We start from the raw sequence: 14,589 nt of genomic DNA, 5'->3' as shown, positions 1-14,589 counted from the left end.
AATTCAGGTGACTGCAGATGAATGACTTACAGATCGACGACATCAAGACCGACGAAAACGCCGCCATGGTGTTGCTGGTCGACGACCAGGCCATGATCGGCGAAGCCGTCCGGCGTGGCCTGGCCCAGGAAGAAAACATCGACTTCCATTTCTGCGCCGACCCGCACCAGGCGATTGCCCAGGCCATCCGCATCAAGCCCACGGTAATCCTGCAGGACCTGGTGATGCCCGGCCTCGACGGCCTGACCCTGGTGCGTGAGTACCGCAATCACCCGGCCACGGCGAACATCCCGATCATCGTGCTCTCCACCAAGGAAGACCCGCTGATCAAGAGCGCGGCCTTTGCAGCCGGCGCCAACGATTATTTGGTCAAACTGCCGGACAATATCGAGCTGGTGGCGCGCATCCGCTATCACTCGCGTTCCTACATGACCCTGTTGCAGCGTGATGCGGCGTACCGCGCGTTGCGGGTCAGCCAGCAACAGTTGCTGGACACCAACCTGGTGCTGCAACGGTTGATGAACTCCGATGGCCTGACCGGGCTGTCCAACCGCCGCCACTTCGACGAATACCTGGAGCTGGAATGGCGCCGCGCCATGCGCGACCAGACCCAGTTGTCGCTGCTGATGATCGACGTGGATTTCTTCAAGACCTACAACGACAGCTTCGGCCACGTCGAAGGCGACGAAGCCCTGCGCAAGGTGGCCGACACCATCCGCGAAGCCAGCAGCCGCCCGTCGGACCTGCCGGCGCGCTACGGCGGCGAAGAGTTCGCCCTGGTACTGCCCAACACTTCGCCGGGTGGCGCGCGTCTGGTGGCGGAGAAACTGCGTATGGCCGTCGCCGCGTTGAACATCCCGCACAACGCCCCGACCGAGGGTTCGTGCCTGACCGTCAGCATCGGCCTGTCGACCATGACGCCGCAGCAGGGCTCCAGTTGCCGGCAGGTGATCATGGCCGCGGACAAGGGGCTGTACACGGCCAAGCACAATGGGCGCAATCAGGTCGGTATCGAGTGACCTGAGGCTATGCTCAACTCACTGTGGGAGAGGGCAAGCCCGCTCTTACAGTGGATTTCCATGGGAGTTGAAACCGCCTTTTCGGCTCAGCGGGCTGCCGTTTCCAGCTGTTTGCCGTTATACTCGCCGGCTTTCAAAAGTTCGCCAACGAGTGCTGCCCGCCATGGAAATCAACCCGATCCTTAACACCATCAAGGACCTGTCCGAGCGCTCCGAAACTATTCGGGGGTATCTTTGACTACGATCAAAAGCATGAGCGTCTGACCGAGGTCAATCGCGAGCTTGAAGATCCGAGTGTCTGGAACAAACCTGAATACGCCCAGGAGCTGGGTCGCGAGCGCGCTGCGCTGGCGCAGATCGTCGACACCCTCGATGAGCTGAACACCGGCCTGGCCGATTGCCGTGACCTGCTGGACATGGCCGTTGAAGAAAACGACGAAGGCGCAGTGGGCGATGTGGTCGCCGAGCTGGCCCGTCTCGAGGAGAACCTCGCCAAGCTCGAATTCCGCCGCATGTTCAGCCACGAAATGGACCCGAACAACGCCTACCTGGACATCCAGGCCGGTTCCGGCGGCACCGAGGCCCAGGACTGGGCCAACATCCTGCTGCGCATGTACCTGCGCTGGGCCGACAAACGCGGCTTCGACGCGACCATCATGGAGCTGTCGGCCGGTGAAGTGGCCGGCATCAAGGGCGCGACCGTGCACATCAAGGGCGAGTACGCCTTTGGCTGGCTGCGTACCGAGATCGGCGTGCACCGCCTGGTACGCAAGAGCCCGTTCGACTCCGGCAACCGTCGTCACACCTCATTCTGCGCAGTGTTCGTCTCGCCCGAGATCGATGACAAAGTGGAAATCGAGATCAACCCGGCGGACCTGCGGATCGATACCTATCGCTCCTCCGGTGCCGGTGGTCAGCACGTTAACACCACCGACTCGGCCGTGCGGATTACCCACGTACCGACCAACACCGTGGTCAGCTGCCAGAACGAACGCTCCCAGCACGCCAACAAGGACACCGCCATGAAAATGCTGCGGGCCAAGTTGTACGAGCAGGAAATGCAAAAGCGCAACGCCGCGTCCCAGGCGCTGGAAGACACCAAGTCGGACATCGGCTGGGGTCACCAGATCCGCTCCTATGTGCTTGATGCCTCGCGGATCAAGGATCTGCGCACTAACATCGAACGCAGCGACTGCGACAAGGTGCTCGACGGCGATATCGACGAGTACCTGGAAGCCAGCCTGAAGTCCGGCCTGTAACACCCTCTGTGGGAGCGGGCTTGCCCGCGATCCCCAGGCCGAAGGCCTGGGGGCAACGAACCTGTGATGGAAAATCTAAAGACATGAGCGACCAACAACTCGACCCGCAAGCCCTGCAACAGGAAGAAAACTCCCTGATCGCCCTGCGCAAGGAAAAGCTTGCTGCCGAGCGCGCCAAGGGCAACGCCTTCCCCAACGACTTCCGCCGCGACAACTACTGCGATGCCTTGCAGAAACAGTACGCGGACAAGACCAAGGAAGAGCTGGCTGAAGCGGCGATTCCGGTCAAGGTGGCAGGTCGCATCATGCTCAACCGTGGCTCGTTCATGGTGATCCAGGACATGACCGGGCGTATCCAGGTCTACGTCAACCGCAAGACCCTGTCCGAAGAAACCCTGGCCTCGGTGAAAACCTGGGACATGGGCGACATCATCGCCGCCGAAGGCACCCTGGCCCGTTCCGGCAAGGGCGACCTGTACGTGGAAATGACCAACGTGCGCCTGCTGACCAAGTCCTTGCGCCCGCTGCCGGACAAGCACCACGGCCTGACCGACACCGAGCAGCGCTATCGCCAGCGCTACGTCGACCTGATCGTCAACGAAGACGTACGCCACACCTTTCGCGTCCGTTCGCAGATCATCGCCCACATCCGCAGTTTCCTGATGCAGCGTGACTTCCTGGAAGTGGAAACGCCGATGCTGCAAACCATCCCCGGCGGTGCCGCAGCCAAACCGTTCGAAACCCACCACAACGCGCTGGACATGGAAATGTTCCTGCGTATCGCGCCTGAGCTGTACCTCAAGCGCCTGGTGGTCGGTGGCTTCGAAAAGGTCTTCGAGATCAACCGCAACTTCCGCAACGAAGGCGTCTCGACCCGTCACAACCCTGAATTCACCATGTTGGAGTTCTACCAGGCGTACGCCGACTATGAAGACAACATGGACCTGACCGAAGAACTGTTCCGCGAGCTGGCGCAGCTGGTCCTGGGCAGCACCGACGTGCCGTACGGCGACAAGGTGTTCCACTTCGGCGAGCCGTTCGTGCGCCTCTCGGTGTTCGATTCGATCCTCAAGTACAACCCCGAGCTGACCGCCGATGACCTGAACGACATCGACAAGGCTCGCGCCATCGCCAAGAAAGCCGGCGCCAAGGTGCTGGGCTTCGAAGGCCTGGGCAAACTGCAGGTGATGATTTTCGAAGAGCTGGTGGAGCACAAGCTGGAGCAGCCGCACTTCATTACCCAGTACCCGTTCGAAGTGTCGCCGCTGGCCCGTCGCAACGATGACAACCCGAACGTCACCGACCGTTTCGAGCTGTTCATCGGCGGCCGCGAAATCGCCAACGCCTACTCCGAGTTGAACGACGCGGAAGACCAGGCCGAGCGCTTTATGGCCCAGGTGGCCGACAAGGATGCTGGCGATGACGAAGCCATGCACTACGACGCCGACTTCGTCCGCGCCCTGGAATACGGTATGCCGCCGACCGCCGGTGAAGGGATCGGCATCGATCGCCTGGTGATGTTGTTGACCAACTCGCCGTCGATCCGCGATGTGATCCTGTTCCCGCACATGCGGCCACAAGCGTAACCGTCGCGAAATCCAGAGCCGCCTTTTATAAGGCGGCTTTTTTATGTGGCGTCTATAAGCGTCAAGCAAACAGCGCCAGGTTTTGATCTGTTCAAGGATGTAAGTCGTGAACCGCGTAACCCCACAAGAAGGCGCCGCCGGCATTGCTGCTGCCGTGGTTGAAAGCGTCCAGTACCAGGGCCGCAAGGCCAGTCGCCAAGGCAGCGAGCAGCGCCGGCAAGATATTCTGGATGCCGCCATGCGCATCGTGGTGCGCGATGGCGTGCGGGCCGTGCGCCATCGCGCGGTGGCGGCCGAGGCGGGGGTGCCGCTGTCGGCGACCACCTATTACTTCAAAGACATTGACGACCTGCTCACCGACACCTTCGCCCAGTACGTGGAGCGCAGCGCCGCGTTCATGGGCAAGCTGTGGGTGCGTAACGAAGGTTTGCTGCGCGAGATGGTTGCCTATGGCGATGGCAGCCCGCAGTCGCGTTCGCAGTTGGCGGACGACATCGCGCGCTTGACCGCCGATTACGTCATGCGCCAATTGACCAACCGCCGTGAGCACTTGATGGCCGAACAGGCGTTCCGTCAGGAAGCCTTGCTCAACCCGCGCCTGGCGCAACTGGTGCGTTCCCATCAACAGATCCTGCTGCAGGGCACCGGGCAGTTTTTCCAGGTACTGGGTTCCCGCGAGCCGCAACAGGATGCCAAGGTGTTGACGGCGATTATCGGTCGGATGGAATATCAGGGCCTGCTGGGCGGCCCGGAGCCTCTGACCGCTGACGAGATGCTTGAGATTCTCAAGCGTTATATGCATTTGGTGTTGGCCTCGGTCTGACACCGGGGGAGTCCGATGAAAACCTGGCGTGTGGCGGTAATCGCCGTGTGGTTCCTGTTGCTCGGGGGTTGCCTGGTAACGTTCAAGGACCCGTTGCCCGCCCATGAGGCGGCGCCGGATGAATTGCTGGGCCATTGGACCAGCAGGAATGCCTGGGGCGAACCGCTCAATCTGCAAATCAGCCGCGCCGGTGAGCACCGTTACAAGGCGGTGAGCTACCCTAAAGCCTCGCCGACGCAGCGCGATGAGTACCTGTTTACCGTGACGCGTCATGGCAGCCGCTGGTACCTGTCGGCACCGTTGCCGGCCAGGTTCGGAGGGCACTATTTTCTGGCGGGATTCGAGTTCGACGATAAGCACGAATTGGTGGTCTATAACCTGGACCTCGAGCAGATTCGCCAGGCCATCGGGCAACAGCTACTGCAGGGCAGCCCCGTGGACACCGTCGAAGGCGCCGGTGTACGGGTCGACAGTGCCATGAACCAGGTGTTTGCCTACCTGGATGATCCGGCCAATGCCGATGTGTTCGTTGAAGCCGTGCGCTACCGGCGCGCGGGTCAATAACGTTTAAAGAGGAAATACCGGGTGGACGATTACCAGCAGACGATACGCACCTTGTCCGATCGCATTGTGCTGGCGCAAACCCCGATCCGCGTCCTCGACGCCGTGAAGTGGGACGAGAACATCCGTCAGGGGTTTCTCAAGGCCAAGGGCAAAGCCATGCCGGCCGTGGATCGCGACTATTACCTGAACCGGCCGCTGTCCTTCGACTCCAGCGCGGTGAAGCTGGAATTTCAGAATATCGAGCGTGACATCACCCGCCGTCTCGGCCAATTCAGCCCGGTCGGGCAGATCATGCGCCGCATGTGCAAGGAATACCGCATGGTGGTGCGCATGCTGGAGGCCCGGGGCACCGAGGATTTCGGCCTGATCTCCCAGGAACTGTACGGCGCTGCTTCCGATGCGTTCCACGCCGGCGACCCGACCCTGGCGGACCTGGGCCTGATGCTCTCCGATTACTTGAACAATATCGATGGCCGTGGCGACCTCAAGGACGAAGCAAAGACCCTGACCGCCAAGGACGCCGTGGCCCTGCTGCAGACCCGCCTGAACAAGGTGTTTGGCGAGGCCGAGGAAACCATCCGCGTGTTCGAGTCCGACGGTATCGTCGCCGACGCGGCGGCGGGAGCCGACTACATCAAGATCCGCGCCGACGCGATGTTCAACGACCGCGATGTGCGCGCATTGGAAGTGCATGAAGGCCTGGTGCATGTGGGCACCACGCTCAACGGCCAGAACCAGCCGATCTGCACGTTCCTGTCCAAGGGGCCGCCGTCGTCGACCGTGACCCAGGAAGGGTTGGCGATCCTGATGGAGATCATTACCTTTGCCTCTTACCCCAGCCGCTTGCGCAAATTGACCAACCGCACGCGCGCCATCCATATGGTGGAGGAGGGCGCCGACTTCCTGCAGGTGTTCGAATTCTTCCGTGAGCAAGGCTTTGAAATGGCTGAAAGCTACGGCAACGCCAGCCGCGTGTTCCGTGGCTCGGTGCCGACCGGTCTGCCGTTTACCAAGGACCTGTCTTACCTCAAGGGCTTTATCATGGTCTACAACTACATCCAGTTGGCCGTGCGCAAAGGCAAGCTGGAACAGGTGCCGCTGCTGTTCTGCGGCAAGACCACCCTGGAAGACATGCGCACCCTGCGCCAACTGGTAGACGAAGGCCTGGTGGTGCCGCCCAAATACCTGCCCGATCAATTCCGTGACATGAACGCCCTGGCGGCATGGATGTGTTTCTCCAACTTCCTTAACCACCTGAGCCTGGATCGGATCGAGGCGGACTACTCCAATATCCTTTAAATGCTGTTATTCACGAGGCTTCAACGGATGAGAATCCTCGGCATTCTGTGCCTGCTACTCACATTGAACGGCTGCAGCTCGCTCTTGTTCTATCCCGAACCCGGCCTGCCGTTCACGCCGGAAAAAGCGCGCCTGGACTACCGCGACATCACCCTGACCACCGCCGACGGCGTCCAGCTGCACGCTTGGTGGTTGCCGGCCAAACCCGGCGTGCCGCTCAAGGGCACGGTGCTGCATCTGCACGGCAACGGTGGCAACCTGGCCTGGCACTTGGGCGGCAGTTGGTGGTTGCCGGAGCAGGGTTACCAAGTGCTGCTGCTGGACTACCGTGGTTATGGGTTATCGCAGGGCAAACCGTCGCTACCGGCGGTTTATCAAGACGTGGACGCGGCGTTCCGCTGGATCGATAAGGCCCCTGAAACCCAAGGCCAGCCCTTGATAGTCCTGGGTCAAAGCCTGGGCGGCGCGCTGGCCGTGCATTACCTGGCGGCGCACCCGCAGCGTCAGGCCCAGCTCAAGGCGCTGGTGCTGGACGGCGTGCCGGCCAGTTATCGTGACGTAGGACAATTCGCCTTGAGCACCTCCTGGCTAACATGGCCGTTGCAAGTGCCCTTATCCTGGCTCGTGCCCGACGCGGACAGTGCGATCAATGCCATGCCCCAGTTGAGCGGCGTGCCGAAACTATTGTTTCACAGCCTCGATGACCCGATCGTGCCCGTGGCCAATGGCATCCGCCTGTACCAGGCCGCACCGCCGCCCAGAGTCTTGCAATTGACCCGGGGCGGGCATGTGCAGACCTTTGCCGATAAAACCTGGCAAACCGTGATGCTGCGCTATCTGGACGACCCGCAACATTTCAATGGCCTGCGGCGCCTGGGCGAAATTCCGAACTATCCGACTCCTAACGTTGATCCATCAGAGAGCCCGCAATGAGCGAAGAACGCAACATGATCCCGCTGATCCTCACCGGCATCGGCACCATCATCGGTACCGTCGGTTGCCTGTGGTATTACGGCTACCTGCACTTCGCCAAACCGGAAGACGCGCTGTTGCTCAGCGATTTCACCATGCTCAAGACCGTGCCGGGCGAAGACTACAAGATCTCCCTGACCCCGGCCGCCCAAGTGGCACAGTGCGTGGATGGTGTGCTGGTCATGTTCGATACCGAGCAGAAAGGCCTGAGCGGCGTGCTGGTGAATAATAAAAAACAGGCGGTGCGTTGCATGGGCCAGGAAACCCCGCAATTGCAGCAATAGTTGGCTCGATGCCCACGCTTTGCAAATAGCTGGAACCCTTGCGCCTCAGTCGCCACTCACGGGGCAGTCAGCCTGGCTGACCAACCCTTTGGAAACAGCGAGCGCAGGAGAGTCGCGATGCAGATTGGTGCGATCGTTAAATGGCTGGAGATGGCAAGGGCGCAGGCGAGCCTGGATCTGTACCAGGAATGCGATGAGGAGCGGTCGCAACGGCAGCCTGAAAAGTTGCAGCAATCGACGGAGCCTGAGCCGGTGGGCTACGAAGAGAGCAAAGGGCCGATCCCGTTCTGAGGGCAAAAAAAACCACCGTTTCCGGTGGTTTTTTTGGGTGCATCAATCCATCAGTTAGCCATGGACGAACGTGGCTTGACCGGCTGGTTATCGTTGGAGATGGTCACTTCAACGCGACGGTTCATGGCACGGCCCGAAGCGCTGCCGTTGTCGGCAACCGGGTATTCCTTGCCGTAGCCCTGGGTCACGATGCGCGAGATATCCACGCCTTGCTGGGCCAGTGCACGTTGCACGGAAGCGGCACGGCGCTCCGACAGGCTCTGGTTGTACGAGTCCGAACCGGTGCTGTCGGTGTAGCCTTCGACGATCACTTTACGGTCCGGGTTGTCGCGCAGGAACTGAGCCAGCTTGGTGATATTAACCAGGCCGCTGGATTTCAGGTCGGACTTGTTGGTGGCGAACAGCACGTCACCGAACGTGACCAGTGTGCCGCGATCGGTCTGCTTGGCGTTCAGGCTGTCCTGCAGCTGCTTGATCTGCGCATCGCGAGCATCCAGCAGGGCGCGGGCACGTTCGTCGCCGGCGTTCTTCAGCTTCGCTTCGGATTCGCGCAGCACGATGGTGTCTTTGGCCACTTCAACGCGCTGGTTGGTCAGGTAGGCCAACTGGTCGACCTTCTTCTGGTCTTCCTTGTCGCGATAGGCTTTATCGGCTTTGTCCAGCCACTCCTGAGCGTCTTTGGTTTCCAGCGCCGCAAGCTTGGTGGCCTGTGGGTTGGTCTGCAGAGAGGAGAAGTTGGTGCGGGCGTTTTCCAGGTTCGCGTTCGGCGGGGTGGAGCAGGCCGCCAGGGCAACGCTCATTGCCAACAGGGCAGGGATCATCAGTTGTTTACGCATAATCGTGTCGTCCTTTCAATTCGATATCGGGTGCGGTGCAGTCAAGGGGCTCGGATTACTTCTGCTGGATAGCAGCCGGGCGCATGCCTTCTTTACGCAACTCGTCAACGGCCTTCTGGGAATCCTTCACCGCTTGCTCAGCTTTGGCAGCCTGGGCTTTACGTTCTGCGACACGGGCGTCCCACTCGGCTTGTTCAGCCAACATACGAGCCTTGTCGTAGTTTTTGTCGTGCATCGCGATTTCAGCTTCTTTGAGCTTGTCCTGGGCCGACTTCATTTCCACGGCTGCGAACTCGGTGCCGCCGGCGCTGACAGCGCTGTTGACCGCAGACTGGGTCACCGCATATTGCTCAGTCGGCGGGTTGCCGGCGCAGCCAGCCAGTACGAAGCTGGTGCCGATTGCCAGCGCGGCCAATTTGAGCCCGCGCAGGTGGTTAAACGAGGATTTGGCAGTGCTGGTCTTCATCGTCTTCAACTCCATTGGATAACTCCTGAAAAAATCAAAATCCATCTCAGTCAGTGAACGGCTGCGAGCCCGGTAATAAAGCGCCTGGTGCCCTTTCAAACGGCCGTTCCAAGTGATGGCTTACTGGCTGTGACCGGAGGCTTTTTTCAAAAGTTCAGTAGAGATGGCGATTTGCCTAAAAAAATAATTGACTGAATGGTCAGGGAAAAAAATTGGAACTTTTGCAGTGCCGGATAGTATTTCGGGCCTGCGTCAGGCCCGAAATACATAGGAAGGAGTGGATTAAACGACAGTACCTCAGTGCTGGGATTCGTCCGCACTGGTAGATAAATCATGCAGATAGCGACGCGACAGCGACAAAAAGCGTGGGGTGGGGCCGACGTCTTCGTACAGCGGGTCGCCCTCCTCATCGGTCGCAATCACGTGCTGACCCTTGATGTAGGGAAAGCTGGCTTCAAGCTCTTCAAGCGCGGCGCCGATCAGCTCGCCCAATAACTCTTCGGTGTTGCGCTTGGGGTACATCTCGGCGATGGCCGCCAGCCGGGCGGCGGCTTCTACATCCAGGTGAATCGCGTATTCGGTCTTGGTCAGGCGACCCTTGGCATTCTCTTCCCAGTGCTGGGCCAATTCTCGGATTTTCATGGCAACCTCAATAAAGCCCACGGTGGGCGGGCGGTGATGAGTGACCAGCCGCTCGCGTATCGCGACGGCTTAACGTTGAGACTAGCTGCAACCCACAAGGTTTAAAGTCTTGTCATAAAACAATGCGGGCGGCACTCTGGCAGGTCTGCGCGTCCCGGATTTCTGGCTGGAGAGTGGCTGATGAGTGATATCGATGCACGCTTGCGAGAGGATGTTCACCTGCTGGGTGAGCTGTTGGGCAACACGATTCGAGAGCAGTATGGCGACGATTTTCTCGACAAGATCGAGCAGATCCGCAAAGGCGCCAAGGCCGACCGCCGTGGCACCGACTCGGAGAAAACCGCTGGCGATGAACTGATCGCCAGCCTCAACCAGTTGCAGGAAAATGAACTGCTGCCAGTGGCCAGGGCTTTCAACCAGTTCCTCAACCTGGCCAACATCGCCGAGCAGTATCAGTTGATTCATCGGCGCGATGAATCGCAGCCCGCCCCCTTCGAAGCCCGTGTGTTACCCGAGTTGCTGGCGCGCCTGCAAAGCGAAGGCCACAGCGATGAGTCCCTGGCCCGCCAATTGGCGAGCCTTGAGATCGAACTGGTGCTCACCGCCCACCCGACCGAAGTGGCGCGCCGTACGCTGATCCAGAAATACGACGCCATTGCCGCGCAGTTGGCCCTGCAGGACCACCGCGACCTTACCAGCGCCGAGCGCGAGCAGATCCGCGAGCGCCTGCAACGTCTGATCGCCGAAGCCTGGCACACCGAAGAGATCCGTCGCACCCGGCCCACCCCGGTGGACGAGGCCAAATGGGGCTTCGCGGTGATTGAACATTCGCTGTGGCACGCCATCCCCAATTATCTGCGCAAGGCCGACCAGGCCTTGCATGCCGCCACCGGCCTGCGTCTGCCCCTGGAGGCCGCGCCGATTCGCTTTGCATCGTGGATGGGGGGCGACCGTGACGGCAACCCGAACGTGACCGCGCCGGTCACCCGAGAAGTCCTGCTGCTGGCGCGCTGGATGGCCGCCGACCTGTACCTGCGCGATATCGATCACCTGGCCTCCGAGCTGTCGATGCAACAGGCCAGCCCGGCGCTGCAGGCCAGGGTCGGCGACAGTGTCGAACCCTATCGCGCCTTGCTCAAGCAGTTGCGCGAACGCTTGCGCGCCACGCGCCAGTGGGCCCACACCGCATTGAGCAGCAGCACGCCGGCGCCCGCCGAGGTGTTGCAGGACAACCATGACCTGCTCGAACCGCTGCAGTTGTGCTACCAGTCGCTGCATGCATGCGGCATGGGCGTGATCGCCGATGGACCGCTGCTCGATTGCCTGCGCCGCGCGGTGACGTTCGGCCTGTTCCTGGTGCGCCTGGATGTGCGTCAGGATTCCACTCGCCATTGCGCGGCCATGACCGAAATCACCGACTACCTCGGCCTTGGGCGCTACAAAGAGTGGGACGAGGAGACCCGTATCCGTTTCCTGATGCAGGAACTGGACAACCGTCGACCGTTGCTGCCGGGTTATTTCCTGCCGTCGGACGACACGGCCGAAGTGCTCAACACGTGCAGGGAAGTGGCGGCAGCCCCGGCGGCATCGCTGGGTTCCTATGTTATTTCCATGGCCGGCGCGGCCTCGGATGTGCTGGCGGTGCAGTTGCTGCTCAAAGAGTCGGGCGTGCAGCGACCGATGCGCGTGGTGCCGCTGTTCGAAACCCTGGCCGACCTGGATAACGCCGGCCCGGTGATTGAACGATTGCTGCAGTTGCCGGGCTATCGGGCCCGGTTGCAAGGCCCGCAGGAAGTGATGATCGGCTACTCCGACTCGGCCAAGGACGCCGGTACCACCGCCGCCGCCTGGGCGCAGTACCGCGCGCAGGAGCGTTTGGTGGACATCTGCCGCGAACAGCAAGTGGAGTTGCTGTTGTTCCACGGCCGCGGCGGCACCGTCGGCCGTGGCGGCGGCCCGGCGCACGCGGCGATCCTGTCCCAGCCTCCGGGCTCGGTAGCGGGGCGCTTTCGCACCACCGAGCAGGGCGAAATGATCCGCTTCAAGTTCGGCCTGCCGGACATCGCCGAGCAGAACCTTAACCTTTACCTGGCCGCCGTCCTGGAGGCGACGCTCTTGCCGCCACCGCCGCCTGCACCGGCCTGGCGCCATTTGATGGATGAATTGGCGGCGGACGGTGTAAGGGCCTACCGCGCCGTGGTGCGGGAAAATCCGCAGTTCGTTGAATATTTTCGCCAGTCCACCCCCGAGCAGGAGCTGGGGCGCCTGCCCTTGGGCAGCCGACCGGCCAAGCGCCGCGCGGGTGGTATCGAGAGCCTGCGCGCCATCCCGTGGATCTTCGGCTGGACCCAGACCCGCCTGATGCTGCCGGCCTGGCTCGGCTGGGAGGCCGCGTTGAGCAAGGCCCTGGAACGGGGTGAAGGCGACTTGCTGGGGCAGATGCGCGAGCAGTGGCCGTTCTTCCGCACCCGTATCGACATGCTGGAAATGGTTCTGGCCAAGGCGGATGCGGATATTGCGCGGCTGTATGACGAGCGCCTGGTGGAGCCCGATCTGTTGCCATTGGGTGCGCACTTACGCGACCTATTGTCGCAGGCGTGCTCGGTGGTGCTCGGGCTGACCGGCCAGTCGCAACTGCTGGCCCACAGCCCCGATACCCTGGAGTTCATCCGCCTGCGCAACACTTACCTTGACCCTTTGCACCTGCTGCAGGCCGAACTACTGGCGCGCTCGCGTCGCCAGCAAGCCGCGCAGGACAGCCCTCTGGAACAGGCGCTGCTTGTGTCCGTGGCCGGTATCGCGGCAGGCCTGCGCAACACCGGCTGAGGTTTTTCGCGTGTTCTCAATAGCTTGCGGGTAAACCTCGACGACCGCCCCGAATGGGGCGGTCGCTGTTCAAGGGCCAGGGTTGCACGTTGGCATACCCTACCTATGACGCATGCGCGGCGCGGGTTCCTCCGACTTTCGGCGGCTTGTGTGGGCAGGGCCTGCTGTGTATCTTGATCAGCCTTTGGCCGTTTGGTCGGCCCGAATCACATTTTTACGAGATTGGCCCCATGCGGCGAATCCGAGCGTCATCTCTATAAAAAATTGAGGAGCACATCGATGCGCGTCATTCTGCTGGGAGCTCCCGGGGCCGGTAAAGGTACTCAGGCAAAGTTCATCACTGAAAAATTCGGCATTCCACAAATCTCTACCGGTGACATGCTGCGCGCCGCGGTAAAAGCAGGCACCGACCTGGGCATCCAGGCCAAGAGCATCATGGACGCCGGCGGCCTGGTTTCCGATGACCTGATCATCGCCCTGGTCAAGGACCGTATCGCGCAGCCTGACTGTGCCAACGGCTTCCTGTTCGACGGTTTCCCTCGCACCATTCCCCAGGCCGAGGCGCTGGTAACGGCCGGTGTCGAACTGGATGCGGTGGTGGAAATCGCGGTTGATGATGAAGAGATCGTCCAGCGTATCGCCGGTCGTCGCGTTCACGAAGCCTCGGGCCGCGTGTACCACACCGTCTACAACCCGCCGAAAGTTGAAGGCAAGGACGACATCACGGGCGACGACCTGGTACAGCGCAAGGACGACACCGAAGAAACCGTGCGTCATCGCCTGTCGGTCTACCATTCCCAGACCAAGCCGCTGGTGGATTTCTACCAGAAGCTGTCCGCTGCCAACGGCAAGCCCAAGTGCAGCCACATCCCGGGCGTTGGTTCGGTGGAAGCCATCACCGCCAAGGTCATGGAAGCCCTGAGCTGATCACCCGCTCGGCGTTACACACAACGGCCCGCTTGCGGGCCGTTGTTGTTTATACTGGCGCACTTTTTTCCGACTTGGACACCGACACCGATGAGCACCCTGCTGGCCCTGGACACCGCAACCGAAGCTTGCTCCGTTGCCTTGCTGCACGACGGCAAAGTAACCAGCCACTACGAGGTGATCCCACGCCTGCACGCGCAGAAGCTGTTGCCGATGATCAAGCAACTGCTCGAAGACGCCGGCACCACATTGGCGTCGGTGGACGCTATCGCCTTTGGTCGCGGCCCCGGCGCATTTACCGGTGTGCGCATCGCCATCGGCGTAGTACAGGGCTTGGCCTTTGCGCTGGAACGCCCGGTGCTGCCGGTCTCCAACCTTGCCGTGCTGGCCCAGCGCGCCTTGCGTGAACACGGCGCCGTGCAGGTGGCCGCCGCCATCGACGCGCGGATGGATGAAGTCTACTGGGGCTGTTATCGCGCAGCCGAAGGCGAAATGCGCCTGGTCGGCACGGAGGCCGTGCAGCCTCCCGAAGCGTCGGCGCTGCCGCAGGACGCCAGCGGCGACTGGTTCGGCGCGGGCACCGGCTGGGGCTACGGCGAGCGCATCGCGGTCAAGCTGGCTGGCCAGGATGCGGCCATGCTGCCCCATGCCGAAGACCTGCTGACCCTGGCGCGTTATGCCTTCGAGCGCGGTGAGGCGATCCCCGCCGATCAGGCGGCACCGGTGTACCTGCGCGATAAAGTCGCGCAAACCAAAGCCGAACGCGGGCTGATTTGACGCCAAAGTGATGGCAAT

Annotated in this window: 15 protein-coding genes; 12 read left to right on the top strand and 3 right to left on the bottom strand. The window is 61.4% G+C overall.

Annotation, left to right across the window (positions count from 1 at the left end; all coding sequences use genetic code 11):
• The first annotated feature begins 17 nt into the window (after nucleotides 1–17).
• The 9 genes from QRN10_RS01815 to QRN10_RS01775 all read left to right on the top strand — a co-directional run bounded on the left by QRN10_RS01815 (nucleotide 18) and on the right by QRN10_RS01775 (nucleotide 8,097).
• Nucleotides 18–1,019: a response regulator gene (locus QRN10_RS01815; protein WP_181079150.1), complete on the top strand. Its 1,002-nt coding sequence runs from the start codon at nucleotides 18–20 to the stop codon at nucleotides 1,017–1,019.
• Nucleotides 1,020–1,182: 163 nt separating this feature from the next.
• Nucleotides 1,183–2,278, top strand: a protein-coding gene (gene prfB / locus QRN10_RS01810; protein WP_098100956.1) for a peptide chain release factor 2 whose coding sequence is annotated in 2 segments (ribosomal slippage) — nucleotides 1,183–1,254 and nucleotides 1,256–2,278 — 1,095 coding nt in all. Because the reading frame shifts where the segments join, the coding sequence is not laid out codon by codon here.
• 83 nt (nucleotides 2,279–2,361) lie between these two features.
• Entirely contained in the window at nucleotides 2,362–3,864 is a 1,503-nt protein-coding gene (gene lysS / locus QRN10_RS01805; RefSeq protein WP_181079152.1) for a lysine--tRNA ligase, read from the top strand.
• 106 nt (nucleotides 3,865–3,970) lie between these two features.
• The gene (locus QRN10_RS01800; RefSeq protein ID WP_181079154.1) at nucleotides 3,971–4,687 is read left to right on the top strand and encodes a TetR/AcrR family transcriptional regulator; all 717 of its coding nucleotides are present in this window, start codon (nucleotides 3,971–3,973) and stop codon (nucleotides 4,685–4,687) included.
• A 15-nt stretch (nucleotides 4,688–4,702) separates the two neighbouring features.
• Nucleotides 4,703–5,251 carry a hypothetical protein gene (locus QRN10_RS01795; protein WP_181079157.1) on the top strand — a complete coding sequence of 183 codons (549 nt, stop codon included), beginning with the start codon at nucleotides 4,703–4,705 and terminating at the stop codon, nucleotides 5,249–5,251.
• Nucleotides 5,252–5,272: 21 nt separating this feature from the next.
• Complete coding sequence (locus QRN10_RS01790) at nucleotides 5,273–6,550, top strand: flavohemoglobin expression-modulating QEGLA motif protein (protein ID WP_181079161.1); 1,278 nt, start codon at nucleotides 5,273–5,275, stop codon at nucleotides 6,548–6,550.
• A 27-nt stretch (nucleotides 6,551–6,577) separates the two neighbouring features.
• Nucleotides 6,578–7,483 (top strand): alpha/beta hydrolase, encoded by a 906-nt coding sequence (locus QRN10_RS01785; RefSeq protein WP_181079164.1) that lies wholly within the window; start codon nucleotides 6,578–6,580, stop codon nucleotides 7,481–7,483.
• A complete protein-coding gene (locus tag QRN10_RS01780; protein WP_003172217.1) occupies nucleotides 7,480–7,806 on the top strand; it encodes a PA3694 family proteiin in 327 nt (108 codons plus the stop codon). The genes QRN10_RS01785 and QRN10_RS01780 overlap by 4 nt, the downstream gene beginning before the upstream one ends.
• Before the next feature lie 117 nt (nucleotides 7,807–7,923).
• A complete protein-coding gene (locus QRN10_RS01775) occupies nucleotides 7,924–8,097 on the top strand; it encodes a hypothetical protein (RefSeq protein ID WP_181079167.1) in 174 nt (57 codons plus the stop codon).
• A gap of 50 nt (nucleotides 8,098–8,147) precedes the next feature.
• Here QRN10_RS01775 and lptF read toward each other — a convergent pair whose 3' ends face one another.
• The 3 genes from lptF to QRN10_RS01760 all read right to left on the bottom strand — a co-directional run bounded on the left by lptF (nucleotide 8,148) and on the right by QRN10_RS01760 (nucleotide 10,041).
• A complete protein-coding gene (lptF, locus tag QRN10_RS01770) occupies nucleotides 8,148–8,933 on the bottom strand; it encodes a lipotoxin F family OmpA-related lipoprotein LptF (RefSeq protein WP_181079170.1) in 786 nt (261 codons plus the stop codon).
• 55 nt (nucleotides 8,934–8,988) lie between these two features.
• Nucleotides 8,989–9,414 carry a DUF4398 domain-containing protein gene (locus QRN10_RS01765; RefSeq protein WP_065886057.1) on the bottom strand — a complete coding sequence of 142 codons (426 nt, stop codon included), beginning with the start codon at nucleotides 9,412–9,414 and terminating at the stop codon, nucleotides 8,989–8,991.
• Nucleotides 9,415–9,696: 282 nt separating this feature from the next.
• Nucleotides 9,697–10,041 (bottom strand): pilin assembly protein, encoded by a 345-nt coding sequence (locus QRN10_RS01760; RefSeq protein ID WP_181079173.1) that lies wholly within the window; start codon nucleotides 10,039–10,041, stop codon nucleotides 9,697–9,699.
• A gap of 180 nt (nucleotides 10,042–10,221) precedes the next feature.
• Here QRN10_RS01760 and ppc point away from each other — a divergent pair, with 180 nt between their 5' ends.
• From ppc to tsaB, 3 genes are all read left to right on the top strand, one after another.
• A complete protein-coding gene (gene ppc, locus QRN10_RS01755; protein ID WP_285427748.1) occupies nucleotides 10,222–12,867 on the top strand; it encodes a phosphoenolpyruvate carboxylase in 2,646 nt (881 codons plus the stop codon).
• Between the two features lie 279 nt (nucleotides 12,868–13,146).
• A complete protein-coding gene (gene adk, locus QRN10_RS01750) occupies nucleotides 13,147–13,794 on the top strand; it encodes an adenylate kinase (protein WP_181079179.1) in 648 nt (215 codons plus the stop codon).
• 90 nt (nucleotides 13,795–13,884) lie between these two features.
• Nucleotides 13,885–14,571, top strand: a complete 687-nt coding sequence (gene tsaB / locus QRN10_RS01745) for a tRNA (adenosine(37)-N6)-threonylcarbamoyltransferase complex dimerization subunit type 1 TsaB (RefSeq protein ID WP_181079182.1) — start codon at nucleotides 13,885–13,887, stop codon at nucleotides 14,569–14,571.
• Nucleotides 14,572–14,589 lie beyond the last annotated feature (18 nt).

The organism is Pseudomonas sp. lyk4-R2A-8 (genome assembly GCF_030209095.1).
Taxonomy (GTDB): Bacteria; Pseudomonadota; Gammaproteobacteria; order Pseudomonadales; family Pseudomonadaceae; genus Aquipseudomonas; species Aquipseudomonas quebecensis.
Note: the sequence above shows the minus strand (reverse complement) of the source record. Positions and strands in the feature narration are given on the sequence as shown.